We start from the raw sequence: 23,674 nt of genomic DNA, 5'->3' as shown, positions 1-23,674 counted from the left end.
GCGCGGCTGGCCCGTCGCGGGACCCTGGGACAGGATGGCGCCATGGCCATCCACATCACCGGCGACGACGCCGCCGACCAGGTGCTCTCCGACGACCCCTTCGCGCTGCTCGTGGGCATGATGCTCGACCAGCAGTACCCCATGGAGCACGCCTTCCGCGGCCCGGCGAAGGTGCTGGAGCGCTTCGGCAGCCTCGACCCGGCGCGGATCGCCGCGGCCGACCCCGAGGAGTTCGCGGCGCTGTGCGCCCAGCCGCCGGCCATCCACCGCTTCCCCGGGTCCATGGCCTCGCGGCTGCAGGAGCTGGCCCGCATCGTCGAGGACACCTACGACGGCCACGCCGAGCGGCTGTGGACCGAGGCCGCCGACGGACGCGACTTCCTCAAGCGGATGACCGCCCTACCGGGCTTCGGCAAGCAGAAGGCGCAGATCTTCGTCGCGCTCGTGGCCAAGCAGCTCGACGTGCGCCCCGAGGGCTGGGAGAAGGTCGTGGGCGACTACGCCCACGAGGGCTACCGCTCCGTCGCCGACGTCGTCGACCCCGCCTCGCTGCAGAAGGTCCGCGAGCACAAGAAGGAGATGAAGGCCGCGGCCAAGGCGAAGGCCGGCGGCTGACGGCCCTGACCCGCCGTCTGAGAGCCCCGTTCACCTCCCGGCCACCCGCCGGTCGCCGTGCCGTACGCCGTCCCGGGCCGACCCGCCCGGGACGCTCCGGGCCCGGCCGGATGCGGTGCGCTCAGGGCCCCCGTGGCAGAATGACAGCGCGGCTCTTGACGACACCGGGCCTCGCCGCGCCCCCACGCCAGTTGACGAGAGGTGTTCGTGTCCTCGAACGCACGCAAGATCCCTGCCGAGGTGCTCGCCCACCCGGCTGTCGCGTCCCTCATCGAGCAGGGCACCCCCTCCGGGAGCGTCAGTCCTGAGGAGGTGCGCCAGGCCAGCGAGGACGCAGCGGTCGAGCCGCGCCACCTCAAGGCGCTGCTGGCCCACCTCAGCGAGATGGGCATCTCGGTGAACGTGCCGGCCGCCTCGCTGCGCGCCGTCGCCGCCACGTCGACCCGCAAGACCACCACCGCCAAGACGGCCAAGAAGGCGCCGGCCAAGGCCGCCGCCACCAAGGCCGCTCCGGCCAAGGCCGCCGCGACCAAGACGGCGGCCAAGACCACCGCCGCCAAGACGACCGCGGCCAAGACCGCCGCCGCGAAGAAGGCCGCCGCCGCCGAGGTGCCGGTCGTGACCGAGGAGCCGGTGCTCGGCCCCGACGGCAAGAAGATCCTGCCCGACGTGCCCGACGAGCAGTTCGAGAAGGACGTCAAGGCCGACCCGACGATCGTCGAGGACGAGAAGCAGGCCTCCTTCGTCGTCTCCGCCGCCGACGACACCGACGAGCCCGAGCAGCAGGTCATGGTCGCCGGAGCGACCGCCGACCCGGTCAAGGACTACCTCAAGCAGATCGGCAAGGTCCCGCTGCTCAACGCCGAGATGGAGGTCGAGCTGGCCAAGCGCATCGAGGCCGGCCTGTTCTCGGAGGAGAAGCTCGCCAAGGGCGGCAAGATCAGCGCCAAGCTCCTCGAGGAGCTGGAGTGGATCGCCGAGGACGGCCGACGCGCCAAGAACCACCTCCTCGAGGCCAACCTGCGCCTCGTGGTCAGCCTGGCCAAGCGCTACACCGGCCGCGGCATGCTCTTCCTCGACCTGATCCAGGAGGGCAACCTCGGTCTGATCCGCGCGGTCGAGAAGTTCGACTACACCAAGGGCTACAAGTTCTCGACCTACGCCACCTGGTGGATCCGTCAGGCCATCACCCGCGCGATGGCCGACCAGGCCCGCACCATCCGCATCCCGGTGCACATGGTCGAGGTCATCAACAAGCTCGCCCGCGTGCAGCGCCAGATGCTCCAGGACCTGGGCCGCGAGCCCACGCCGGAGGAGCTGGCCAAGGAGCTCGACATGACCCCCGAGAAGGTCATCGAGGTCCAGAAGTACGGCCGCGAGCCGATCTCGCTGCACACGCCCCTGGGTGAGGACGGCGACTCGGAGTTCGGTGACCTCATCGAGGACTCCGAGGCCATCGTGCCCGCCGACGCGGTGTCCTTCACGCTGCTCCAGGAGCAGCTGCACGCCGTGCTCGACACGCTCTCCGAGCGCGAGGCCGGCGTGGTCTCGATGCGCTTCGGCCTCACCGACGGCCAGCCCAAGACCCTCGACGAGATCGGCAAGGTCTACGGCGTGACCCGCGAGCGGATCCGCCAGATCGAGTCGAAGACGATGTCGAAGCTGCGTCACCCCTCGCGCTCGCAGGTCCTGCGCGACTACCTCGACTGAGGTCCAGCCCGGCGCACCGACGCCTCCCGGACGCCCCGTCCGCGCCACCCGGCGCAGGCGGGGCGTCCGTCGTCCCGCCCCACCGCCCGCCCCCTCCGCCGGGGCCGCCCGGCGGCGCCCGGCGGCGCTACCGGCGCCGCTCGGGGGAGCGCCCAGGAATGCCGGGGGCGGGACCGGCCTTGGACCCCTGTGACCTCCCGGAGCACCCCGACCACCCCGACGACCTCCACCGCGCCGACGGCGGCGGGGCGTGGTGGCCCCCGCGCCCAGGCGGCAGGCGTCGCCTTCGCCTTCCTCGTGGTGATGCTCGGCGCGACCCTCCCGACGCCGCTCTACCCGCTCTACGAGGCCGACCTCGGGTTCGGTCAGGCCACGGTGACGCTGGTGTTCGCGGCCTACGCCGTGGGGGTGCTCGCCGCGCTGCTGCTGCTCGGACGGGCCTCCGACGCGCTGGGACGCCGACGGCTGCTGCTGGTCGCCGTGGCGGTCTCGGCGCTCAGCACGCTGCTGTTCGCCACCACCCCCGACCTCTCGGGCCTCTACCTCGGGCGCGTGCTCTCCGGCCTCAGTGCCGGCATCGCCACGACCACGGGCACCGTCTACCTCGTCGAGCTCGCCCCCGAGGGCGGCCAGGCCCGCGCGTCGCTGCTGGCCACGGTGGTCAACATGACCGGCCTCGGCCTCGGCCCGCCGCTGGCCGGGCTGGTCTCCGAGCTGGCCCCGGCCCCGCTGGTCACGGCGTACGTCGTGCACCTCGGCCTGCTCGCTCTGGCGGTGCCGGCGCTGCTGATGGCGCGCGAGGTGGTCGTGGCCCCGGGGGCCTCCCTGCGACCGGAGCGACCGAGCGTGGCCGCCGAGGCCCGCGCGGTGTTCGTGCCGGCGTCGCTGGCGGCCTTCGCGGCCTTCGCCGCGCTCGGGCTGGTGACCGGCGCCACGGCCGGCATCCTGGGGCAGGTGCTCGGGGTGAGCGACCGGGCCGCGGTCGGGTTCGTCGTGCTGACCCTCTTCGCCGCCTCCGCCGTGGCCCAGGTGGGCCTGCGCGGCGTCGCGACCCGGACCGCCCTCACCTCCGGCTGCCTCGTGCTCGTGCTCGGCGCCGCGGTGCTGGCCGCGGCGCTGCTGGCCGAGTCGGTGGCCGTGCTGGTCGCGGCGCTCGCGGTGATCGGCGTCGGGCAGGCCCTGGCCTTCCGTGCCGGCACCGCGGCCATCACCGCCGCGGCGCCCGCCGCCGAGCGCGCGCGCACGGTCACGAGCTTCTTCCTCGTCGCCTACCTCGCCATCTCCCTTCCGGTCGTGCTGCTGGGGGCGGCCTCGCTGCGCTGGGGGCTGCGCGACGCCACCCTCGGCTTCGCCGCCGGGGTCGCCCTGATCGCGCTGGCCTCCTTCGTCGCCCAGCTCGTCGTCGAGCGCCGCAGCACCTCCGGCCCCCGAGGCTGACGTCGTGCGGGGGGTGGATGCGCCTCCACGGAGCGCATGACGTCCTCATCGGAGGCGCGGGTGCGCGCGGCCGGGGCGGCCCGGGGCGACTCACCCACCCGAGGGGGTGCAGAAGTTGGGCCGGTGAGGTTGAGTGGGGCCAGAGGACGGTCGCAGCCAGGCCGCCCCAACACCGACCCGCGGTCGATCCGACCGGTCCGGACCAGGAGGGGGCCCGTTTCCGCCATGACCACCCACACCTCGCACCTCGCGCCACCCGAGCCGAGCCTGCAGACCCTCGCTGACGCCGACGTCCTCAGCGGACGCGACGCGGTGGCCGCCGCGGCGGCCTACGTCGCGGCCCAGGCGCTCGCCGACGGCCCGGTGGGCCGCGTCGGGCTCGAGCTGGAGCTGCACCTGGTCGACCTGGCGCGCCCCGCGGAGCGGGTCGCCTGGGCCGACGTGATGGCCCTGGTGGCCGCGATGCCCGCCATGCCGTCGGGCAGCTCGGTCACCCTCGAGCCCGGGGGACAGCTGGAGCTCTCCACCCCGCCCCACGCCGATGTCGTCAGCTCCGTGGCCGCGCTGCGCGCCGACCGCGAGGTGCTGCGCGCAGCCTTGGCCGCCCGCGGCTACGCCGCCGTGCCGCTGGGCGCCGACCCCGTGCGCCCGCCGCGCCGGGTCAACCCCCACGCCCGCTACGACGCCATGGAGCGCCACTTCGCCGCGCGCTCCTGCGCCGGCGCCGGGCTGGCCATGATGACGGCCACCGCCGCCCTGCAGGTCAACCTCGACGCGGGTCCTGCCGCGGGCTGGTCGGACCGGCTCGCGCTGCTGCGCTCGCTCGTGCCGGTGCTGGTGGCGGCCTCGGCGGGCTCGCCGTACCTCGGTGGGCGCAGCTCGGGCTGGAGCTCGATGCGCCAGGAGACCTGGCAGGGCATCGACTCCGGGCGCAGCGACCCGGTCACTTCCGGCGAGCCAGGCGTGGCCTGGGCGCTCTACGCCCTCGACGCCCCCGTGATGCTGGTGCGTGAGGGCGCGGCGATGCGCGCGATCACCGAGCGGGTCACCTTCGCGGCCTGGCTGCGCGACCCCGCGCTCATCGGTCGGCCGGCCACGCTCACCGACCTCGACTACCACCTGACCACGCTCTTCCCCCCGGTGCGCCCGCGTGGGTACGTCGAGATCCGCTGCGTCGACGCCCTGTCCGACCGCTGGTGGCCCGCGGTGGCCGCCCTGGTCGTCGGCCTCGTCGACGACCCCGTGGCCGCCGACCTCGCCGCCGAGCTGTGCGAGCCCGTGGCCGGTGCCTGGGAGCGCGCCGCCCGCGACGGCGTGACCGACCCCGACCTGCGCCGCGCCGTCGCCGGCTGCACCGACCTGGCCGCCCGCCGCGCCCCCGCGGGCCTGCGCACCGAGCTCGAGGCCCTCGCGACGCTGGTCGCCGACGGGTCCTCGCCGGGCCAGGAGCTGCGCGCGGTCGCCGACACCCGGGGCCCGCTGGCCCTGCTCGAGGAGGAAGCCCGTGCCTGACCCCACCCCCGACACCACTCCTGCCACCTCGCTCGACCTCCGCGAGCGCGCCGCGCGGGGCCTGGAGGCCTCCCGCGCGCGCACCCTGGGCCTCACCGACCTCGACGAGCCGGAGCTGACGGCGCAGCACAGCCCGCTGATGAGCCCGCTGGTCTGGGACCTCGCCCACATCGGGCAGCAGGAGGACCTCTGGCTGCTGCGCGGCGGGCGCACCGAGGCCCAGGGCCTCCTGCCCGCGCGCATCGAGAAGCTCTACGACGCCTTCGAGCACCCTCGTGCGACGCGCGTGGGCCTGCCGCTGCTCACGCCCCGCGAGGCGCGGTCCTACCTCGCCGACGTGCGCGGGCGCGTGCTCGACGGGCTCGAGGCCGCCGCCGTCGACGACGCCGAGGCGCTCTTCGCCTTCGCGATGGTCGAGCAGCACGAGCAGCAGCACGTCGAGACCATGCTCGCCACCCACCAGCTGCGCGACGGCACCCCGCTGCTGGGCTCGGGTGCGCCGCTGCCGCCGGGCCGTCCGCTGCCCGCCGACGCCGTGCACGTGCCCGCCGGGCCCTTCGTGCTCGGCGTCGACGGCACCGCGGAGCCCGACTCCCTCGACAACGAGCGTCCGGCCCACGTGGTCGACCTGCCGGCCTTCTCGATCGCGCGGCGCCCGGTCACCAACGCCGAGTGGGCCGCGTTCATGGCCGCGGGGGGCTACGACGACCCCGCCTGGTGGTCCGAGCGCGGCTGGGCCCACCGGCTCGAGGCGGGCCTGGAGCGGCCGCAGTTCTGGTCGCCCGACGGCTCGCGCCGCCGCTTCGGCGTCGTCGAGGACGTGCCGCCCGACGAGCCCGTGCAGCACGTGTGCTTCTTCGAGGCCGAGGCCTACGCCGCCTGGGCCGGCGCCCGCCTGCCCACCGAGCAGGAGTGGGAGAAGGCCTGCGTCTGGGACCCCGCCCTGGGCCGGCGGCGCCGCTGGCCGTGGGGCGACAGCGAGTGGACCCCCGCCCTGGCCAACCTCGGCGGCGACGCGCTGCGTCCCGCCCAGGTCGGCGCCTACCCCGCCGGCGCCTCGGCCTACGGCGTGGAGCAGATGATCGGCGAAGTCTGGGAGTGGACCACCTCGGGCTTCGAGCCCTGGCCGGGCTTCGCCCCGATGCTGTACGCCGACTACAGCGCCCCCTTCTTCGGCGGCGACTACCGCGTGCTGCGCGGCGGGTCGTGGGCCGTCGGCGGAGCGAGCATCCGCCCGTCCTTCCGCAACTGGGACCACCCGCAGCGGCGACAGATCTTCAGCGGCCTGCGACTGGCGTGGGACGGTGTGTAGGCACCTGGCGTGGCTGGGGGAGCCCCGGAGCGTGGCCGACCTCGTGCTGCGCCCGCCGCACGGCCTGCTCACCCAGTCCTACGCGCCGCGCCGCCAGGCCCGCGGCCTGATGAACGCCGACGGCTGGGGGGTCGGCTTCTTCGCCCCCGACCGGGAGGAGCCGGTGCGCTGGCGCTCCTCGCGCCCGCTGTGGGCCGACCCGTCCTTCGCCTCGGTCGCGCCGGTGCTGACCTCCGGGGCCGTGGTCGCCGCGGTGCGCTCCGCGACCGTGGGGATGCCGGCCGACGAGACCGCCGCCGCGCCCTTCACCGACGGCCGCTGGCTGCTCTCGCACAACGGGTCGGTCGACCGGGCCGCGCTGCCGGCGACCCACGCGGCCGAGTCGGTCTGCGACTCGGCCGTGCTCGCCGCCCACGTGCTCGCCGAGGGGCCCGACCGGCTGGCCGCCACCGTGCTCGCCGTGGCCGAGCGGGCGCCTGCGGCGTACCTCAACCTGCTGCTGGGCGACGGCGAGCGCGTGCTCGCCACGACCTGGGGCGACCCGCTGTCCTACCTGGTCGAGCCCGACGGGGTGGCCGTGGCCAGCGAGCCCTGGGACGACGACCCGCGCTGGGTCGACGTGCCCGACCGACACCTGATCGAGGTGACCTCGTCCGGGGTCGCCGTGACCCCCCTGGAGAGCTGACATGCCCGCCCCCGAGACCCCCGGCGCCATGGGCGTCCACCTCGACCCCGGCGCCCTGGCCCGGCAGATGGCCGACGACGTGCGCGACGGGCTGGCCCGCAGCCCCAAGGTGCTGCCGCCGAAGTACTTCTACGACGGTCGCGGCAGCGAGCTCTTCGACCAGATCACGCGGCTGCCGGAGTACTACCCGACCCGCACCGAGCGCGCCATCCTGGAGACGCAGGCCCGTGCGGTCGCCGCGGCCGCCGGAGCCGAGACCCTGCTGGAGCTGGGCAGCGGCACCTCGGAGAAGACCCGTCTGCTGCTCGAGGCGATGACCGAGGCCGGCACGCTGCGCCGCTTCGTGCCCTTCGACGTCGACCCGGTGGTGCTCGAGGAGGCCAGCCTCGCCGTGCACACCGACTTCCCGGGCCTGGCCGTCGAGCCCGAGGTGGGCGACTTCGAGAAGCACCTCGGCGAGCTGCCGCGCCACCCGCGCACCGCGGTCGCGTTCCTCGGGTCCACCATCGGCAACCTCGACCCCGACCAGCGCCGCTCCTTCCTCGCCGGTGTGCGGGGCGTCCTCGGCGAGGACGGCTGCTTCCTGCTGGGCACCGACCTGGTCAAGCCGGTCGAGCGGCTCGAGCGGGCCTACGACGACGCCGCGGGCGTCACCGCCGCCTTCAACCAGAACGTGCTGCACGTCATCAACCGCAGCCTGGGTGCCGACTTCGACGTCGACGCCTTCGCCCACCGCGCGGTCTGGGTGCCCGAGCACGAATGGGTCGAGATGCGCCTGGAGTCGCTGCGCGAGCAGACGGTGCGCCTCGCGGCCCTCGACCTGGAGGTGCGCTTCGCCGCCGGAGAGCAGATGCGCACCGAGATCTCCACGAAGTTCCGCCGCGAGGGCGTCGAGGCCGAGCTGGCCGCCGCGGGCCTGCGCGTCGAGGAGTGGTGGACCGACCCGGCCGGCGACTTCGCGCTCTCGCTGTCGCGCCCGGCCTGACCCCGGGAACGCCGACGGCCCCGGACGTGGAGTCCGGGGCCGTCGGGGCGTAGGTGGGGTGGGACCGCGTGGGTCGGTGTCAGCTCAGGAGCCGGCGGCGGGGGAGCCGCTGAGCTTGTGGGTCTCGTCGACGACGTTCGCCGCGACCTCCTTGAGCTTGTCACCGTGCTCCCGGGCGTGGTGGGCGCAGAAGAGCAGCTCACCGCCCGACTGGAGCTCCACACGGAGGTAGGCCTGGGCGCCGCAACGGTCGCAGCGGTCTGCGGCAGTCAGCGCAGAGCTGGGGGCAAGTGCAGTAGTCACATCGGCCTCATTTCTAGATCATCCGGTGTTGATCTCAACGTAGCGGCGGGGGCCAAGATTCCCGGAGCCGTGTGGCCCCGGACACGTGGTCCTCGTGCTGCCTCGGTGGTGCCTGAGTCGTGCGGTGCGTCTCCCCGGCCGGGGCTGCTGGTGCGCCGCGACGTCGGTGTCGCGGGCCCGGTCTGCTGCGGCCCTCGAGAAGGGGTTCGGCGGTGGAGCGTCGGTGCTGAGGTGTTGTCGGCCTCTGGATCGGATCTTGTCCCAGATACCGTCCCGACAGTCTCACCCCTGCGGGCGCCTCCCGGGCGGACCGGCCGATATCCGGTCGAGTTCGTGTCCACATCGTGATGGACCCCGGGGAGGGGCGAGCCTGCGGAGACTGTCGGTGCCTCACCGGTAGATTCGGCACCGACACCACCCCGGATTGCCGACCCCGGACCGCGCAGGAGCCCCACGATCGCCGACAACACCTACAACGCCGCCCACCTGCTGGTCCTCGAGGGGCTGGAGGCGGTGCGCAAGCGACCGGGCATGTACATCGGCTCCACCGACACGCGGGGGCTGATGCACTGCCTGTGGGAGATCATCGACAACGGCGTCGACGAGGCCCTGGCGGGTGCGGCGCACCGGGTCGAGGTCACCCTGCACCCCGACGGCTCCGCCGAGGTCCACGACGACGGGCGCGGCATCCCGACCGACAAGGAGCCCAAGACGGGGCTGCCCGGGGTCGAGGTGGTGGCCACCAAGCTCCACGCGGGCGGCAAGTTCGGCGGCGGGTCCTACGTCGCGACCGGCGGCCTGCACGGGGTGGGCCTCTCGGTGGTCAACGCGCTGTCCTCGCGCATGGACGTCGACGTCGAGCGCTCCCCGGCGGTCCAGGGCATCTCCTTCCAGCGCGGCGTGCCCGGCGTCTTCGACGCCGACGGGCTGGGTCCCAGCGGTCGCGGCGCGGGCTTCGAGCCCCGCTCGGGGCTGACCCGCAAGGGCGCCCGGGTGGCCAAGGGCCGCTCCGGCACCCGCATCCGCTTCTGGCCCGACCGGCAGATCTTCACCAAGGAAGCGCAGTTCGTCTACGACGAGCTGGTCACCCGCGCGCGCCAGACCTCCTTCATCGTCCCCGGCCTCGAGCTGGTGCTGCGCGACCTGCGCGGTGCCGAGCCGGTGGAGGAGTCCTTCCGCCACGACGGCGGCATCTCGGAGTTCACCGAGTTCCTCGCCGCCGACGAGGCGGTGACCTCGGTGCTGCGGCTGCAGGGCATGGACACCTTCACCGAGACCGTGCCGCTGCTCGACGAGCACGGCCACATGACCCCGCAGGAGATCGAGCGCGAGCTGCACGTCGACGTCGCGGTGCGGTGGGGCACGGGCTACGACACCGAGTTGCGCTCCTTCGTCAACGTCATCGCCACGCCCAAGGGCGGCACGCACCTCAGCGGCTTCGAGCAGGCCGTGACCAAGACCTTCAACGACGTCATGCGCGCCACCAAGGCGCTCAAGGTCAACGACGCCGACGTCATCAAGGACGACGTGCTCGAGGGCCTCACCGGCGTGGTCACCGTGCGCCTGGCCGAGCCGCAGTTCGAGGGCCAGACCAAGGAGATCCTCGGCACGCCGGCAGCGCGCTCGGTGGTGCGCAAGGTCGTGGCGGCCGAGCTCAAGACCTTCCTCACCTCGACCAAGCGCGAGGAGAAGGCCCAGGCCAAGCTGGTGATGGAGAAGGTGGTCGGGGCGTCCAGGACCCGCATCGCGGCGCGCCAGCACAAGGAGACCCAGCGCCGCAAGAACGCCCTGGAGTCCTCGGCCCTGCCCTCCAAGCTCGCCGACTGCCGGGCCAATGACAACGACCGCACCGAGCTGTTCATCGTCGAGGGCGACTCCGCCCTCGGCACGGCCAAGCTGGCCCGCAACTCCGAGTTCCAGGCGCTGCTGCCGATCCGCGGCAAGATCCTCAACGTGCAGAAGGCCTCGGTCGGCGACATGCTCAAGAACACCGAGTGCGCCTCGATCATCCAGGTGGTCGGCGCCGGCTCGGGCCGCACCTTCGAGATGGAGGCGCGGCGCTACGGGCGGATCATCTTCATGGCCGACGCCGACTCCGACGGCGCCCACATCCGCTGCCTCCTCGCCACCCTCTTCTTCAAGTACATGCCCGACCTGATCGCCGAGGGGAGGGTCTACTCCGCCGTGCCGCCCCTGCACCGCATCGAGCTGTCGAACCCCAAGAAGGGCATGGACAAGTACGTCTACACCTATTCCGACGACGAGCTGCAGCGCAAGCTCGCGGAGCTGTCCAAGAAGAACGTGCGGTGGAAGGACCCCGTCCAGCGCTACAAGGGGCTGGGCGAGATGGACGCCGACCAGCTGGCCGAGACCACCATGGACCCGCGCCACCGCACGCTGCGCCGCATCACCGTCGACGACGCCGACGTCGCCTCCCAGGTCTTCGAGCTCCTCATGGGCTCCGAGGTCGCCCCACGCAAGGAGTTCATCGTGCAAGGTGCCTACGACGTCGACGTGGAAGCGCTGGACGCATGAGCGCGCCGTGGCGCGACGCGGCCTCCGAGCCGGTCCGTGACGACCTCGACTCCCTGGCCGGCGAGGCCGTCACCCGGGCCCAGGCCCTGCTGGAGGAGTCGGGGGAGTTCTACCCCTTCGGCCTCAGCGCCGACGCCGAGGGGCTCGCGCTCGTCGGTGCCGACGACCTCGGCTCGCACCCGCAGGCCGGCGAGGTGCTCGACGTGCTGGTGGCCGGGCTCCACGCCTCGCGCGACACGCTGCGGGCCACGGCGCTGGTCTACCCGGTGAGCGTCGAGGGCTCCGCGGCCGTGCGCGTCGAGCTCGAGCACCGCGACGGTCCGGCGCTCGAGGTGCTGGTGCCCTACACCGTCAACCGGCGGCGCACGAAGGTGACCCTCGGCGCCTCCTCGGTCGCGGAGGGCCCGCGACAGATCTGGGTGTGACTCCGGTCTGGGTGTGGCGCCGGACCGACCCGGTGGTGGCTGCCTGAGTCGCGACCGAGGCGCGGGGTGCGTGGCCGACGGGCCGCCGTCGTAGGGTCGGGGCCATGGAGAACGACGCACCCACCGTGGCGTGGCGAGAGACCACCCCAGCGCCCGTGCAGGGCGACCTCGACGCGATGGTCGTGCTCGCCGTCCGCACCGCGAGTGACGCCCTCGCCAAGCGGGAGGGGTTCCAGCCCTTCGCGGTGCTCCTCGGTGACGACCGCCGCCCGCAGCTGTCGTGGGTCGACCCCCGCGTCAGCGGCCCCCGCCCGAAGGCCGCCGACCTGCTGCCGCTGCTGGTGTCGGCGGCCAGGGAGCAGCGCGGGTCCCTCCTGGGCGCAGGCGTCGTGGCCGACACGAGCATCGACGGCGGCGACGCGATCCGCGTGGAGCTGGAGCACCGTGACGGCGGCCCGGCCCTCGTCGTGGTCGTGCCCTACCGCCCGAGCTGGGTGGAGGGCGAGCTGAGCCTGGGCGAGCAGCGCGTGGCCCTCGGCACCCGTCGGGTGTGGGAGCAGCCCGCCGGTTGACACCGGGCGGGGTGAGCCGGGCGGGGTGAGCCGGGCGGGGTCCGGGTCCCGTCCCGGAGCTCGTCACGACCGAGGTGCTGGTGACCCCGGTGACGGCCGGTCCGCTCGCAGGTCGAGGCGCCTACGCCGCGGCCGTGGGGTGCGGCCGGGCCGCGGGCACGACGTACCAGGAGCGGCCGGGGCGCTCGGTGCCGAGCGTGACGACCCCGGGCAGGGTGACGGCGGTGTCGGCGTCCCCGGGGCCGCTGCCGGCCGGGGCGCTCCGGGTCTCGGCGAGCGAGGACGCCGGGTCGGCGACGGGCTGGTCGGGGGCGGTGGTGCTGACGATGTCCATGCCCCCAGGCAACGCCCGTCGGCTGTGCCGGGGCTGTGCCGCGCCGAAACGCTCGCTGAGCGTCGTACGGCGGAACTGACGGGGGCTCGGTCTGACGAGGCAGTCTGTGGGTCGGTCGAACGTTCGACCGACCCACGGATGCCTGCGGGCCCCACCGGTGCGTCCGGGGCGGGCAGGGAGGGTCAGACCTTCTGCTCGAGCAGCCCGGAGTCGACGTCGTAGAGGAAGCCGCCGACCAGCACGGAGTCGGGCACGAGCGGGTGGCTGCGCACCTTGGCGACGTCCTCGGCCAGCGCGGCGACCTGGTCCTCGACCACGTGGAACTGCTGCCACGAGGCGTCCTGGCCCGCGGAGGCCGCCACGCGCTCGCGGAGCTCGGCCTCGGAGTTGCTGGCCACGGCACAGCGGGTGTGGGGCACCACGAGCACGCGCTGCACGTTGAGCAGGTGCACGCCCAGCACGAGGGCCTCCAGGGCCTGCGGGGTCACCCGCCCGCCGGGGTTGCGGAAGATCTTGGCGTCGCCGGGGACGAGGCCGATCATGCCGAGGGGGTCGATGCGCGAGTCCATGCACGTCACGAGGGCCACACCGGCTGCGGCGACGCCGTCGAACCCGCCGTAGCGGAAGTCCTCGGCGAAGGTGCGGTTGGCGCTCATCAGGTCGTCGAAGTCAGCCACACCTCGAAACTAGCGGAGGACGCCACGGTGGGGGAGGGCGCTGTCGCACCGTGGACCGCGACACAGGTCACACCGACGCCGCTCGCCGTCCCGGGCGCCGCGCCGGGCGCCGCTAGCCTCGCCCGGGTGCCCCACCAGCCCGGCCAGCCCGCCCCCCACCGCCCCGCACCCTCCGACGGCGGACCGCTGCGGGACCCGGCCACGGGGGTCGGCTGGTCCGACGTGGCCGCGACCTACGCCCGGACCTTCGCCCTGCTCTGCGCCGGCGCCGTGGAGCCGCTGCTCGACGCCGCCGGCGTCGGTCGCGACGACCTGTCGCTGCGCGGCGCTGCAAGCGGGACGCCGGCACCGGCCACCGGCACCGGTGGTCGCGGTCGCACGCGGCTGCTCGACGTCGGCACCGGCACCGGGTCGGTGGCGGCCGCCGCCGTCGTCCGTGGCGCGCAGGTCACCGCGGTCGACCCCGACGCGGCGATGGTGGCCTGGACCGGGCGGGCGGTGCCCGGGGCTGAGGTGGCGCGGGCGGGCCTGCCCGGCCTGCCGTACGACGAGGGCGCCTTCGACGTCGTCGTGGCGGGCTTCGTGGTCAACCACCTCGCCGACCCGCGCGCCGGCGTGGCCGAGCTCGCGGGGCTGGTGGCGCCCGGTGGGCGCCTCGCGGTGACGATCTGGCCCTCGGGGCAGAACGCGCAGTCGCGGCTCTGGGCCGCCGTGCTCGCCGACGCCGGGGTGGTGACCCCGCCCTCGGTGGGGCTGCCGCCCGACCGCGACTTCCCTCGCACGCTCGACGGTCTGACCGACCTGGTGGCCGCGACCGGGCTCGAGGTGGCGGTCGAGGCGGTGCGGTGGACCCACCGCGGCGACCCGGCGTCGCTGTGGGAGGGCGCCAGCGCGGGCATCGGCGGCATCGGCGCCGCCGTGTGCGCCCAGGACGACGCGACCCGCCTCCGGCTGCGCGCCGCCTACGACCACCACGTGGCGGCCCTCGTGCGCGACGGGGAGCTCGCCTTCGAGACCGAGGCCCTGCTGGCGGTCGGGCGTCGGCGCTGAGGCCGATCGCCGCCGTCGGCGACGTCATGCGAAGCGTGGATGCGACTCCACGGTGCGCATGACGTCCGCGGCTGGGGCGGGTGGGTCAGGCCCCGCGGGGCGGCATGGTGGCGGCGTCGACCGAGCGGGTGTCGGCGGTGCGGAAGACCACCAGGGCGAGCACCCCGGCGATCGCGGCGCACACCGCGGCGCCGAGGAACACCGTCTGCTCCTGGGCGATGCCCGCCAGGCGCAGCAGGTCGCTGAACTCCCGGCACCGCCCCACGCCCTCGCCGCAGACCTCCACGATGGAGGGGATGGACTCCTCCTCGGCGTAGTAGCGCCGCAGGCCGATGGTGGTGAGGGCGGAGATGCCGACCAGCATGCCGACCATGCGGGCCACGACGACCATGGCGCTGGCCAGGCCGTGCACCGCGTCGTCGGTGGCGGCGAGCACGGCGGCGTTGACGGGGGCCAGCGCGAGGCCGAAGCCGAGGCCCGCGACGACGAGGGCGATCGTGTAGGACCAGCCCTCGAGGGTGTCGAGGTCCCAGCGCGACATCAGCACGAAGCCGATCGCCGCCAGCGCCATGCCGCCGGCGGTGACGACGCCCGCCGGCACGCTGCGGGTGAGGTAGCCGCCGAGCACCGCCCCGACCGGGAGCGCGACGAGGAAGCGCAGCAGCACCAGCGCCGCCATCAGCTGGGAGTCGGGGTAGGCCGTGGTGCGCGCGAAGAGCGGCACGTCGATGAGGGCGGCGATGAGCGCCGCGCCGACGAAGAAGGAGACGAGCACCGCGCCCCACGCGGGGGTGCGGCGCAGCGCCCCGCGCGGCACGAGCGGGGCCGGGCTGCGGCGCAGGTGCACGACCAGCGCGAGCGTGGCGACGCCGGCCCCGAGGAGGTACCACAGCCCCTGGTCGGAGAAGACCTGGATCTTGGGGTCGGCCGTGGCGAAGGCGAGGATGACCCCTCCCAGCGCCGCCGCGAGGAACAGCGCACCGACGACGTCGGCCTCCCGCAGGCTGCGCGTCCACGCGCGCAGGTCGACCAGCGGGTGGCGGGCCGTCGCGCAGCGCACGACGAGCAGCAGCAGGGCCACCATGGCCGCCACGCCGGCCGGGGTCAGCCAGCGGCCGTCACCGGCGTAGGGGATGAACACCTGACCCCAGGTGACGTCGCGCAGCACCTGGGTCGGCCGCAGGAACACCAGCGCCCCCAGCGCGAGCACGGCCAGCGCCAGCACCACGCCGAGCGGGTCCGGCAGTCGTCGTCGTACGTCGCGCCCTCCGCTCGAGCCGGGGCCGGGCCCCGGGTCGGCGAGACCGCCGGTCCGGGTCGCGACCACCCGCACCGCCGCGGCCAGGACGAGCCCGACCGCGAGGTTGAGCAGGAAGATGGCGCGCCAGTCGGCCACCGCGAGCACGGCGGCGCCGAGCAGCGGACCGAGCACGCTGCCGATCTCCTGCACCGCCGAGACCAGTCCGAGCGGCACGGCGCGACGGTCCTTGGGGTAGAGGTCGGCCACCAGGGCCAGCGTGGCCGGCACGAGACCGCCGCCGCCGACGCCCTGCAGGAAGCGGCCGGCGACCATGCTGGGCAGGTCGTAGGCCAGCGCGGTGACCAGCGAGCCCAGGGCGAAGAGCACCAGGCAGGCCACCAGCACCGGCACGCGCCCGCGCAGGTCGGCGATGCGGCCGATGAGCGGCAGCATCGCGACGTAGCCGAGCAGGAAGCCGGAGATGATCGGCGCCGCCCGCTGCAGCTGGTCGGGGGAGAGGCCGACCCCGCGCATCATGTCGACCAGGGCGAGCACCACGACGTAGGTGTCGGCGGCCGCGAAGGCCACCGCGACCGCGGCGACGGTCAGCATGACGCGCGTCGCGCGGCCCGCTCCCTCGGCCGGCCCGGCCGGTCCCGCGGGCCTCGACGGTCCGGCCGACCCCGCTGGTCCGACCGGCCCCGTCGACCCGGCGCTCACGCCGGCCTCACGGGGCGGTGATCTCCTGCTTGATGCCGTACTGGTCGAAGTCGACGGTGTAGGTCACCTGGTCGCCGCCACCGTAGAAGGCGCCGGTGACGACCATCTGGCGCAGCTCGCCGTCGTCGGTGACGGTGTAGGCGACGTCGAAGTCGCCCTCGGCGGTGGGCAGGATGTTGGCGGCGGCCGTGCCCGGCACGGTGCCGGTGTACTCGGTGAGCACCTCGGTGTTGTCCTCGCCGCCGCGCACCTGGTCGCCGGCCTCGACGTCGGTGGTCTGCGTCAGCAGAGACGAGAACCCGGCGTCGGTCGACAGCAGCTGCGCGGGGTCGGCGGGCGCGCCGTACTCCGACGGGTCGACGACCTGGTAGTCGGAGGTCAGCGGCAGCTGGGCGTAGGTCTCGCCGTCGACCGCCACGATCGGCACGACGGGCTCGATGCCGCTCAGCCTCACGGTGATGGTGCCCTCCAGGGCCAGCGACGGCTCGTGGGTGCCGACCACGTCGGCGCCCACCAGCCCGGTCTCACCCTCCGGCAGGCCGTCGGAGGTCAGCACCACGTGCACGCCCGGGGTGGAGTCGAGCTGCTCCTTGGCCTGGGCCAGCACCTCCTCGGGGGTCGCGTCGTCGTCGCCAGCGGCCCCCGAGCCCCCGCCGCCGGTGCAGGCGCTCAGCGCGGTCAGCAGGACGGCGCCGGCGGCGAGCCCCGCAGTACGGCGGGCCGAGGCCGCGCGGGCCGGGTGGGGGGCGGGGGTGCCGACGCGGGCACGACGGGGCAGACGCATGGGATCAGCCTTCCACACCGTCGGGAGCCGACGGCCCGACTCCCGCGTCGTCGTCGGCGCCGTCCCTCGGCCCGTCCGTCCCGAGACCGGTCGAGCCGTCCGCCGGGGCGACCCGCGCACCGACCGGGCCCGCCACGGCCGCCACCGGCTGGGCCACCGGCACCCCGGAGCCGTCGCGGCGACCGGTGGCCTCGGGCAGGTCGACCGGGGCGCCGCTGGCCGCGGCGGCGCGGGCGGGGGCCGTGCCGGCCCAGGCGAGCACGAGGGTGTCCTCGCCCTTGAGGAAGCGGTGGCAGCGCACGCCGCCGGTGGCGCGGCCCTTGGTCGGGAACTCGGTGAACGGCGCGACCTTGACCGAGCCGGGCTCGGTGCCCGGCAGCGCCGTGGAGGAGCCCGACGCGGTGACCACCACGGAGCCCTCGGGCGCCGCGGGGTCGACCACCCCGAACCACGCGACCGTCTGCCCCGGGGTCAGCCGGATGCCCGCGATACCCCCGCCGGTGCGGCCCTGGGGCCGCACCGCCTCGGCGGGGAAGTGGAGCAGCTGGGCGTCGGTGCTGACGAAGCAGAGCGTCTCCTCGCCGGTGGCGAGCTCGGCGGCCCCGACGACCTCGTCGCCGTCGGCGAGCCGCACGACGTCCCACTCGTCGCGGTTGAGCACCTCGGGGTTGACCCGCTTGACCACGCCCTGTCGGGTGCCGAGGGCGAGCCCCGGGCCGTCGGTGGCCAGGGTGCACAGCGCGAGGGGCCGCTCGCCGGAGGCGAGCTGGAGCATCTCGCTCACCGGCAGGCCGCCCTGGAGGTTGGGGTCGTTGGCCGAGGCCGGGATCACCGGCAGGTCGAGCACGCCCAGGCGCAGCAGCCGGCCCCGCGAGGTCAGCACGCCGACCTCGCCGCGGGCGCTGGTGGCCACGGCCGAGACCACGACGTCGTGGTTGGTGCGCCCGCCGCCGACGCCGGGGGGCTCGGCGTTGCTCGAGCGGGCCAGCAGGCCGCTGGAGGACAGGAAGGCGAAGCAGGGGTCGTCGGCGACCTCCAGCGGCACGCTCGCGGCGGTGACGGTCGTGCCGGCCGACTCCAGCAGCACGGTGCGGCGCGGGGTGCCGTAGGTCGTGGCCACCTCCGCCAGCTCCTCGGAGACCACCCGGCGCAGCATGGCCTCGTCGCCGAGGATCGCGTCGAGCTCCTCGATCTCGCGGCGCAGCTCCTCGCTCTCCTTCTCCAGCTCGATGCGGCTGAAGCGGGTGAGCCGGCGCAGCTGCATCTCGAGGATGTAGTCGGTCTGGGCCAGGCTGAGGTCGAAGACCTCCATGAGGCGGGCCCGCGCGGCGGCGGTGTCGTCGCTGGTGCGGATGACCTGGATGACCTCGTCGATGTCGAGCAGGGCCACGAGGAGGCCCTCGACCAGGTGCAGCCGCTCGGCCTTCTTGTTGCGACGGAACTGCGAGCGGCGCCGCACGACCTCGTAGCGGTGGGCGAGGAAGACCTCGAGCATCTGCTTGAGGCCGAGCGTGCGGGGCTGCCCGTCGACGAGCGCCACGTTGTTGATGCCGAAGCTGTCCTCCATCGGCGTCATCTTGTAGAGCTGCTCGAGCAGCGCCTCGGGGTGGAAGCCGTTCTTGACCTCGATCACCAGGCGCAGGCCGTTGTCGCGGTCGGTGAGGTCCTTGATGTCGGAGATGCCCTGCAGCTTCTTGCCCTGCACGAGCACCTTGATCCGCTCGACGACCTTCTCGGTGCCCACGCCGTAGGGCAGCTCGGTGACCACGATGCCCTTACGGCGCCCGATGGTCTCGATGCGGGCCGTCGCGCGCATCTTGAAGGTGCCGCGCCCGGTCTCGTAGGCGTCGCGGACCCCGTCGAGACCCACGATCTTGCCGCCGGTGGGCAGGTCGGGGCCGGGCACGAAGCGCATGAGGTCGTCGACGCCGGCCTGGGGGTGGGTGATGAGGTGGCGCAGCGCCTGCACGACCTCGACCAGGTTGTGCGGGGCGCAGTTGGTGGCCATGCCGACCGCGATGCCGGTGGTGCCGTTGACCACCAGGTGCGGGATCGCCGCCGGCAGCACCGAGGGCTCCATCTCGCGGCTGTCGTAGTTGGGCCGGAAGTCGACGGTGTCCTCGTCGATGCTCGCCGTCATCGCCACCGCGGCCGAGGCCATCCGGCACTCGGTGTAGCGCATGGCGGCGGGGGAGTCGTCGGGCGAGCCGAAGTTGCCGTGCCCGTCGACGGTCGGCACGCGCATCGACCACGGCTGGGTCATGCGCACCAGCGCGTCGTAGATGGCGCTGTCGCCGTGCGGGTGCAGCCGGCCCATGACCTCGCCCACGACGCGGGCGCTCTTGACGTGGCCGCGGTCGGGGCGCAGGCCCATGTCGTTCATCGTGTAGAGGATCCGGCGCTGCACCGGCTTGAGGCCGTCGCGGGCGTCGGGCAGCGCGCGGGAGTAGATGACGGAGTAGGCGTACTCCAGGAAGCTGCTGCGCATCTCGTCGCCGACGTCGATGTCGAGGATGTGCTCCTCGAAGTCGTCGGAGGGCGGGGGAGGAGCGGTACGCCTGGCCATGCGGTCCATTGTCCCGGTCGCCGCCGACGATCCGCGCACCCCCACGCCGCGCGCCGCCCCGGTGGTCGAGGAGCGGGCCCGTACCCGGTGGTTGAGGAGCGAGCCCTGGCGAGCGTCTCGAAACCACGATCGCCGCCCCGGTGGTTGAGGAGCGAGCCCTGGCGAGCGTCTCGAAACCACGATTGCCGCGCTGGTGGTTGAGGAGGGAGCCCTGGCGAGCGTCTCGAAACCACGATTGCCGCGCCGGTGGTTGAGGAGGGAGCCCCGGCGAGCGTCTCGAAACCACGGCCACGGTTCTCCACAGGCGCGGCTCGAGGCGGTTGTCGGCGTCCCGAGTCTGAACGAAGGTCGAGCCATGGGCTGGACCTACATCCTGGAGTGCGCCGACGGTTCCCTCTACGTCGGCAGCACCGTCGACCTCGAGCGCCGCGTCGGTGAGCACGACGCAGGGGTCGGTGCGGCCTACACACGGCGTCGGCGGCCGGTGCGGCTCGTCTGGTCGGCGCAGTACGCCTCGATCGAGGAGGCGTTCCGCTACGAGAAGCAGATCCAAGGGTGGCGCCGCGCGAAGCGCGAGGCGCTCATCAGGGGCGAGTTCGAGCTGCTGCCGCAGCTGGCGAGCCGTGCGCGTCGCGGGTGAGTGACGAGGGCGGTTTCGAGACGGTCGCTGGCGCTCCCTCCTCAACCACCGGGGGAGGCGGGACCCGGTAGATTTCGGGGCGTGGACACCTCCTCGGCACCGATCCCCGCACCCCCGCGGCACTGGGAGGCCGACGTCCTGCTGCGCGACGGCCGATCGGCCCACATCCGGCCGATCACGCCCGACGACGCCGAGCTGCTGGTGGAGTTCTACTCCCGGGTCTCCGACCAGTCGAAGTACTACCGGTTCTTCTCCCCGATGCCGCAGCTCTCCCCGCGCGACGTCGAGCGCTTCACCCGGGTCGACCACCAGGACCGCGTCGCCTTCGTGCTGCTGCTCCAGCAGCGGATGATCGCCGTGGGCCGCTACGACCTGGTGCGCCCGGGGGAGGCCGAGGTCGCCTTTCTCGTCGAGGACGCCCACCAGGGCCGCGGCATCGCGCAGCTGCTGCTCGAGCACCTGGCCCAGGCCGGGCGCGAGCGCGGGCTGGAGAAGTTCGTCGCCGAGATCCTCCCCGACAACAGCCGCATGATCCAGACCTTCCGCGACGCCGGCTACCGCGTGGCCAGCGAGTACGAGGACGGTGTGCTGCAGCTGGAGTTCCCCATCGCGCCCACCGACACCGCGGTCGGCGTGATGCACGGGCGCGAGCACCGCGCCGAGGCCGCCTCGATCGAGCGCTTCTTCAACCCCCGCTCCGTGGCCATCGTCGGGGCCAGCCGCCGCCAGGACACGATCGGCCAGACCCTGGTGCGCAACCTCGTCAACGGCGACTTCACCGGGCGCGTCTACGCCGTCAACCCCACCGCCGGCGCCGTGTCGGGGCTGCCGGCCTACAAGTCGGTCTCCGACATCCCCGACGACGTCGACGTGGCCATCGTGGCCGTGCCGGCCGACGCCGTGCAGGACGTCGTGCTCGACTGCGCGGCCAAGGGCGTGCACGGCCTCGTGGTCATCTCCTCGGGCTTCGCCGAGACCGGCGAGGAGGGCCGCCAGCGCCAGCGCCGCCTGGTGGGGCTCTCGCGCTCCTACGGCCTGCGCCTCATCGGCCCCAACTGCCTGGGCGTCATCAACACCGACCCGGCGGTCTCGGTCAACGCCTCGCTGTCCTCGGTGATGCCGCCGCGCGGTCGTGCGGGCTTCTTCTGCCAGTCCGGCGCGCTCGGCTCGGCCATCCTGGAGAAGGTGCAGAACCGCGGCCTGGGCCTGTCGACCTTCGTCAGCGCGGGCAACCGCGCCGACGTCTCGGGCAACGACCTCCTGCAGTACTGGGAGGAGGACGACTCCACCGAGGTCGTGATGATGTACCTGGAGTCCATCGGCAACCCGCGCAAGTTCTCCCGCATCGCCCGGCGGGTCTCGCTGCGCAAGCCGATCGTGGCCGTGCGCTCGGGCCGCACCACCCAGGGCGTGCCCATGGGCCACGCCGTGCGCAAGATCGCCGCGCCCCCGCAGGCCGTCGACGCCATGTTCCGCCAGGCCGGGGTGATCCAGGTCGACGCGCTGGAGGAGATGTTCGACGTCGCGCAGCTGCTGGCCCACCAGCCGCTGCCGCGCGGGCGCCGGGTGGCCATCGTCGGCAACTCCGACGCCTTGGGGCTGCTCGCCGCCGACGCCGCCGCCGCGGTCGGCCTGGTCGTCAACAAGTCGGTCGCGCTGGGCGCCGAGGCCGGCGCCGACGACTTCGAGGACGCCCTCGACGCCGCCATCGACGACCCCGACGTCGACTCGGTCGTCGCGGTCTACATCCCCCCGCTCAACGTCTCGGGCGAGGAGGTCGCCAACGTGCTCGCCGCCATCGGCGAGCAGTCCGACAAGCCGCTCGTCTCGACCTTCCTCGGCGTCGAGGGCGTGCCCGAGCTGCTGCGCGTGCCCGACGTCGCCGGCTCCACCGCCGGGCGCGGCTCGGTGCCGTCCTACCCCGCCGTCGAGGCGGCCGTGCGGGCCCTGGCCCACGTCGTCGAGTACGCCGTGTGGCTGCGCACCCCCGACGGGGTGCCGCCGGACCCCGACGCCGTCGACCAGATCGGTGCGCGCAACCTGCTCAACGAGCTGCTCGCCGAGCACCCCGACGGCCTCGAGGTGCCGACCCCGGCCCTGCGCGAGCTGCTGGCGACCTACGGCATCGACCTGTGGACCGCCCACCCGGTGCACACCCTGGACGAGGCGACCGCGGCGGCCGACGAGCTGGGCTGGGACGTCGTGCTCAAGGCCACCGCCGAGCACCTGCGCGAGCGCCCCGACCTCTCCCACGTGTGGCGCAACATCGACGACCGCCGCGAGATGGCCGACGCCTGGCAGTCGCTCACCACCCTCATCGGCGACCCGGTCGAGTCGGGTTTCGTGGTGCAGAAGACCTCACCGGTCGGCGTGCCGGTGGCCGTGCGCAGCATCGAGGACCCGCTCTTCGGACCGGTGGTCTCCTTCGGCATCTCCGGGCCGATCATCGAGCTGCTCGGCGACAAGGCCTACCGGATCCCGCCGCTGGGGGAGCGCGACGCCGCGGCCATGGTGCGCGAGGTGAAGTCCTCCCCGATGCTCTTCGGCTACCGCGGCAGCGAGGTGGTCGACATCGGGGAGGTCGAGTGGCTCATCCGGCGGGTGGCCCAGTTGCAGAACGACCACCCGCAGATCAGCTCGCTGGAGCTGCCGCTGGTGCTCGCCGGGCCCCACGGCGCCTCGGTGCTGACCGGCCACGCCCGCATCGACCCGGTGGCCGACGCCCGCTCCGACTGGTTCGTGCGGCGCCTGCCCAGCGCCCCCGGCGACACCATCCCGAGCTGACCGCGCGCCGCCGCGGGGCGCGTGGCGGACCGGGCCCCGTCACGCCGTAGGATCCCGGCCATGGTGATCTCCGACAGTGCGCGCCTGCTCTTCGTGCACGTGCAGAAGACGGGCGGCTCGACCATCCAGCGTGCGCTCGAGCCGGCGCTCCCCGACGCCCGCCAGGTCAAGGGGATCGACCGCCACGCGATGCTCGGCGGCATCCTGCGCGCCGAGCCCGACCTCACGCCGTACTGGACCGTCGGCTTCGTGCGCAACCCGTGGGCGCGGATGCTGTCGTGGTTCCGCATGGTCGAGCGCTTCCGTGACACCGAGCGCGACGGCACCCAGGTCATCGAGCGCAAGAACCAGTTCATGCAGGGCGTCGCCGAGAGCTGCCCCGACTTCGAGACCTTCATCATGAAGGGCCTCGACGAGTGGACCCGGCTCCAGACGCCACAGGTGCGCTACCTCACCACCCGCACCCGCCGCGCCGACATGATCGGGCGCCAGGAGACCCTCGAGGCCGACCTGCGGGCCGTCTTCGCCCGCTTCGACCTGCCCTGGACCCCGCTCAAGAGCGTCAACGTCGACAAGTCCCGCCCCGACTACCACGACGAGTACACCGACGCGATGCGCCGGCGCGTGGAGTCGGTGTTCGCGAAGGACATCGCCGTCTTCGGCTACTCCTTCTGACGCCGTGCCCGACCGGCAGCCCGACCACCGCGAGCCCGCACGCCGACGGGGTCCGCGGCGCTGGTCGCGCGCGGCCGCGACGCCCGCGGCGCCCGCGGCGGGGTCCGCAGCCG

General features: G+C 74.0%; 20 protein-coding genes. 14 read left to right on the top strand and 6 right to left on the bottom strand.

Annotated elements, in window-relative coordinates; translation table 11 throughout:
• Nucleotides 1-42: 42 nt before the first annotated feature.
• The 7 genes from M3673_RS01710 to egtD all read left to right on the top strand — a co-directional run bounded on the left by M3673_RS01710 (nt 43) and on the right by egtD (nt 8,256).
• The gene (locus tag M3673_RS01710; protein WP_193664566.1) at nt 43-615 is read left to right on the top strand and encodes an HhH-GPD-type base excision DNA repair protein; all 573 of its coding nucleotides are present in this window, start codon (nt 43-45) and stop codon (nt 613-615) included.
• Nucleotides 616-999: 384 nt separating this feature from the next.
• The gene (locus tag M3673_RS01705; protein ID WP_200918959.1) at nt 1,000-2,325 is read left to right on the top strand and encodes an RNA polymerase sigma factor; all 1,326 of its coding nucleotides are present in this window, start codon (nt 1,000-1,002) and stop codon (nt 2,323-2,325) included.
• A 189-nt stretch (nt 2,326-2,514) separates the two neighbouring features.
• Nucleotides 2,515-3,762, top strand: a complete 1,248-nt coding sequence (locus tag M3673_RS01700) for an MFS transporter (protein ID WP_251531091.1) — start codon at nt 2,515-2,517, stop codon at nt 3,760-3,762.
• 225 nt (nt 3,763-3,987) lie between these two features.
• Entirely contained in the window at nt 3,988-5,274 is a 1,287-nt protein-coding gene (gene egtA / locus M3673_RS01695) for an ergothioneine biosynthesis glutamate--cysteine ligase EgtA (protein WP_251531089.1), read from the top strand.
• Nucleotides 5,267-6,586, top strand: a complete 1,320-nt coding sequence (gene egtB, locus M3673_RS01690; RefSeq protein WP_251531087.1) for an ergothioneine biosynthesis protein EgtB — start codon at nt 5,267-5,269, stop codon at nt 6,584-6,586. Before egtA ends, egtB begins: the two co-directional genes overlap by 8 nt.
• A gap of 31 nt (nt 6,587-6,617) precedes the next feature.
• On the top strand, nt 6,618-7,271 hold the full coding sequence (gene egtC / locus M3673_RS01685; protein WP_251531085.1) for an ergothioneine biosynthesis protein EgtC: 654 nt from the start codon (nt 6,618-6,620) through the stop codon (nt 7,269-7,271).
• A gap of 1 nt (nt 7,272) precedes the next feature.
• Entirely contained in the window at nt 7,273-8,256 is a 984-nt protein-coding gene (egtD, locus tag M3673_RS01680) for an L-histidine N(alpha)-methyltransferase (protein ID WP_251531083.1), read from the top strand.
• Nucleotides 8,257-8,340: 84 nt separating this feature from the next.
• Here egtD and M3673_RS01675 read toward each other — a convergent pair whose 3' ends face one another.
• Nucleotides 8,341-8,559, bottom strand: coding sequence for a hypothetical protein (locus M3673_RS01675; protein ID WP_056862569.1), 219 nt, complete (start codon nt 8,557-8,559; stop codon nt 8,341-8,343).
• Between the two features lie 423 nt (nt 8,560-8,982).
• Here M3673_RS01675 and M3673_RS01670 point away from each other — a divergent pair, with 423 nt between their 5' ends.
• The 3 genes from M3673_RS01670 to M3673_RS01660 all read left to right on the top strand — a co-directional run bounded on the left by M3673_RS01670 (nt 8,983) and on the right by M3673_RS01660 (nt 12,091).
• Complete coding sequence (locus M3673_RS01670; protein ID WP_193664739.1) at nt 8,983-11,094, top strand: type IIA DNA topoisomerase subunit B; 2,112 nt, start codon at nt 8,983-8,985, stop codon at nt 11,092-11,094.
• On the top strand, nt 11,091-11,519 hold the full coding sequence (locus M3673_RS01665; protein ID WP_193664559.1) for a hypothetical protein: 429 nt from the start codon (nt 11,091-11,093) through the stop codon (nt 11,517-11,519). Before M3673_RS01670 ends, M3673_RS01665 begins: the two co-directional genes overlap by 4 nt.
• A gap of 104 nt (nt 11,520-11,623) precedes the next feature.
• Entirely contained in the window at nt 11,624-12,091 is a 468-nt protein-coding gene (locus M3673_RS01660; RefSeq protein ID WP_251531081.1) for a hypothetical protein, read from the top strand.
• Between the two features lie 121 nt (nt 12,092-12,212).
• On the opposite strand, the gene M3673_RS01655 is transcribed toward M3673_RS01660, so the two are convergent.
• Together M3673_RS01655 and M3673_RS01650 are read right to left on the bottom strand one after the other, a co-directional pair.
• Nucleotides 12,213-12,425 (bottom strand): hypothetical protein, encoded by a 213-nt coding sequence (locus tag M3673_RS01655; RefSeq protein WP_251531079.1) that lies wholly within the window; start codon nt 12,423-12,425, stop codon nt 12,213-12,215.
• 182 nt (nt 12,426-12,607) lie between these two features.
• Nucleotides 12,608-13,102, bottom strand: coding sequence for a carbonic anhydrase (locus M3673_RS01650; protein WP_228942381.1), 495 nt, complete (start codon nt 13,100-13,102; stop codon nt 12,608-12,610).
• Nucleotides 13,103-13,228: 126 nt separating this feature from the next.
• Here M3673_RS01650 and M3673_RS01645 point away from each other — a divergent pair, with 126 nt between their 5' ends.
• Complete coding sequence (locus M3673_RS01645; RefSeq protein ID WP_251531077.1) at nt 13,229-14,152, top strand: class I SAM-dependent methyltransferase; 924 nt, start codon at nt 13,229-13,231, stop codon at nt 14,150-14,152.
• An 85-nt stretch (nt 14,153-14,237) separates the two neighbouring features.
• On the opposite strand, the gene M3673_RS01640 is transcribed toward M3673_RS01645, so the two are convergent.
• The 3 genes from M3673_RS01640 to M3673_RS01630 all read right to left on the bottom strand — a co-directional run bounded on the left by M3673_RS01640 (nt 14,238) and on the right by M3673_RS01630 (nt 19,462).
• Entirely contained in the window at nt 14,238-16,004 is a 1,767-nt protein-coding gene (locus tag M3673_RS01640) for an MFS transporter (RefSeq protein WP_193664551.1), read from the bottom strand.
• 115 nt (nt 16,005-16,119) lie between these two features.
• Nucleotides 16,120-16,896: an LppX_LprAFG lipoprotein gene (locus tag M3673_RS01635; protein WP_251531075.1), complete on the bottom strand. Its 777-nt coding sequence runs from the start codon at nt 16,894-16,896 to the stop codon at nt 16,120-16,122.
• 4 nt (nt 16,897-16,900) lie between these two features.
• The gene (locus M3673_RS01630) at nt 16,901-19,462 is read right to left on the bottom strand and encodes a DNA topoisomerase (ATP-hydrolyzing) subunit A (RefSeq protein WP_251531073.1); all 2,562 of its coding nucleotides are present in this window, start codon (nt 19,460-19,462) and stop codon (nt 16,901-16,903) included.
• Nucleotides 19,463-19,817: 355 nt separating this feature from the next.
• Here M3673_RS01630 and M3673_RS01625 point away from each other — a divergent pair, with 355 nt between their 5' ends.
• The 3 genes from M3673_RS01625 (at nt 19,818) to M3673_RS01615 (ending at nt 23,561) form a co-directional block, all read left to right on the top strand.
• Complete coding sequence (locus tag M3673_RS01625) at nt 19,818-20,102, top strand: GIY-YIG nuclease family protein (protein WP_193664545.1); 285 nt, start codon at nt 19,818-19,820, stop codon at nt 20,100-20,102.
• An 81-nt stretch (nt 20,103-20,183) separates the two neighbouring features.
• Complete coding sequence (locus tag M3673_RS01620) at nt 20,184-22,886, top strand: GNAT family N-acetyltransferase (RefSeq protein ID WP_228942377.1); 2,703 nt, start codon at nt 20,184-20,186, stop codon at nt 22,884-22,886.
• A 60-nt stretch (nt 22,887-22,946) separates the two neighbouring features.
• The gene (locus M3673_RS01615; RefSeq protein WP_056862578.1) at nt 22,947-23,561 is read left to right on the top strand and encodes a sulfotransferase family 2 domain-containing protein; all 615 of its coding nucleotides are present in this window, start codon (nt 22,947-22,949) and stop codon (nt 23,559-23,561) included.
• Nucleotides 23,562-23,674: the final 113 nt, after the last annotated feature.

It is taken from the genome of Nocardioides sp. P86, assembly GCF_023712465.1.
Taxonomy (GTDB): Bacteria; Actinomycetota; Actinomycetes; order Propionibacteriales; family Nocardioidaceae; genus Nocardioides; species Nocardioides kribbensis.
This window is presented reverse-complemented; position numbering and strand designations above follow the sequence as displayed.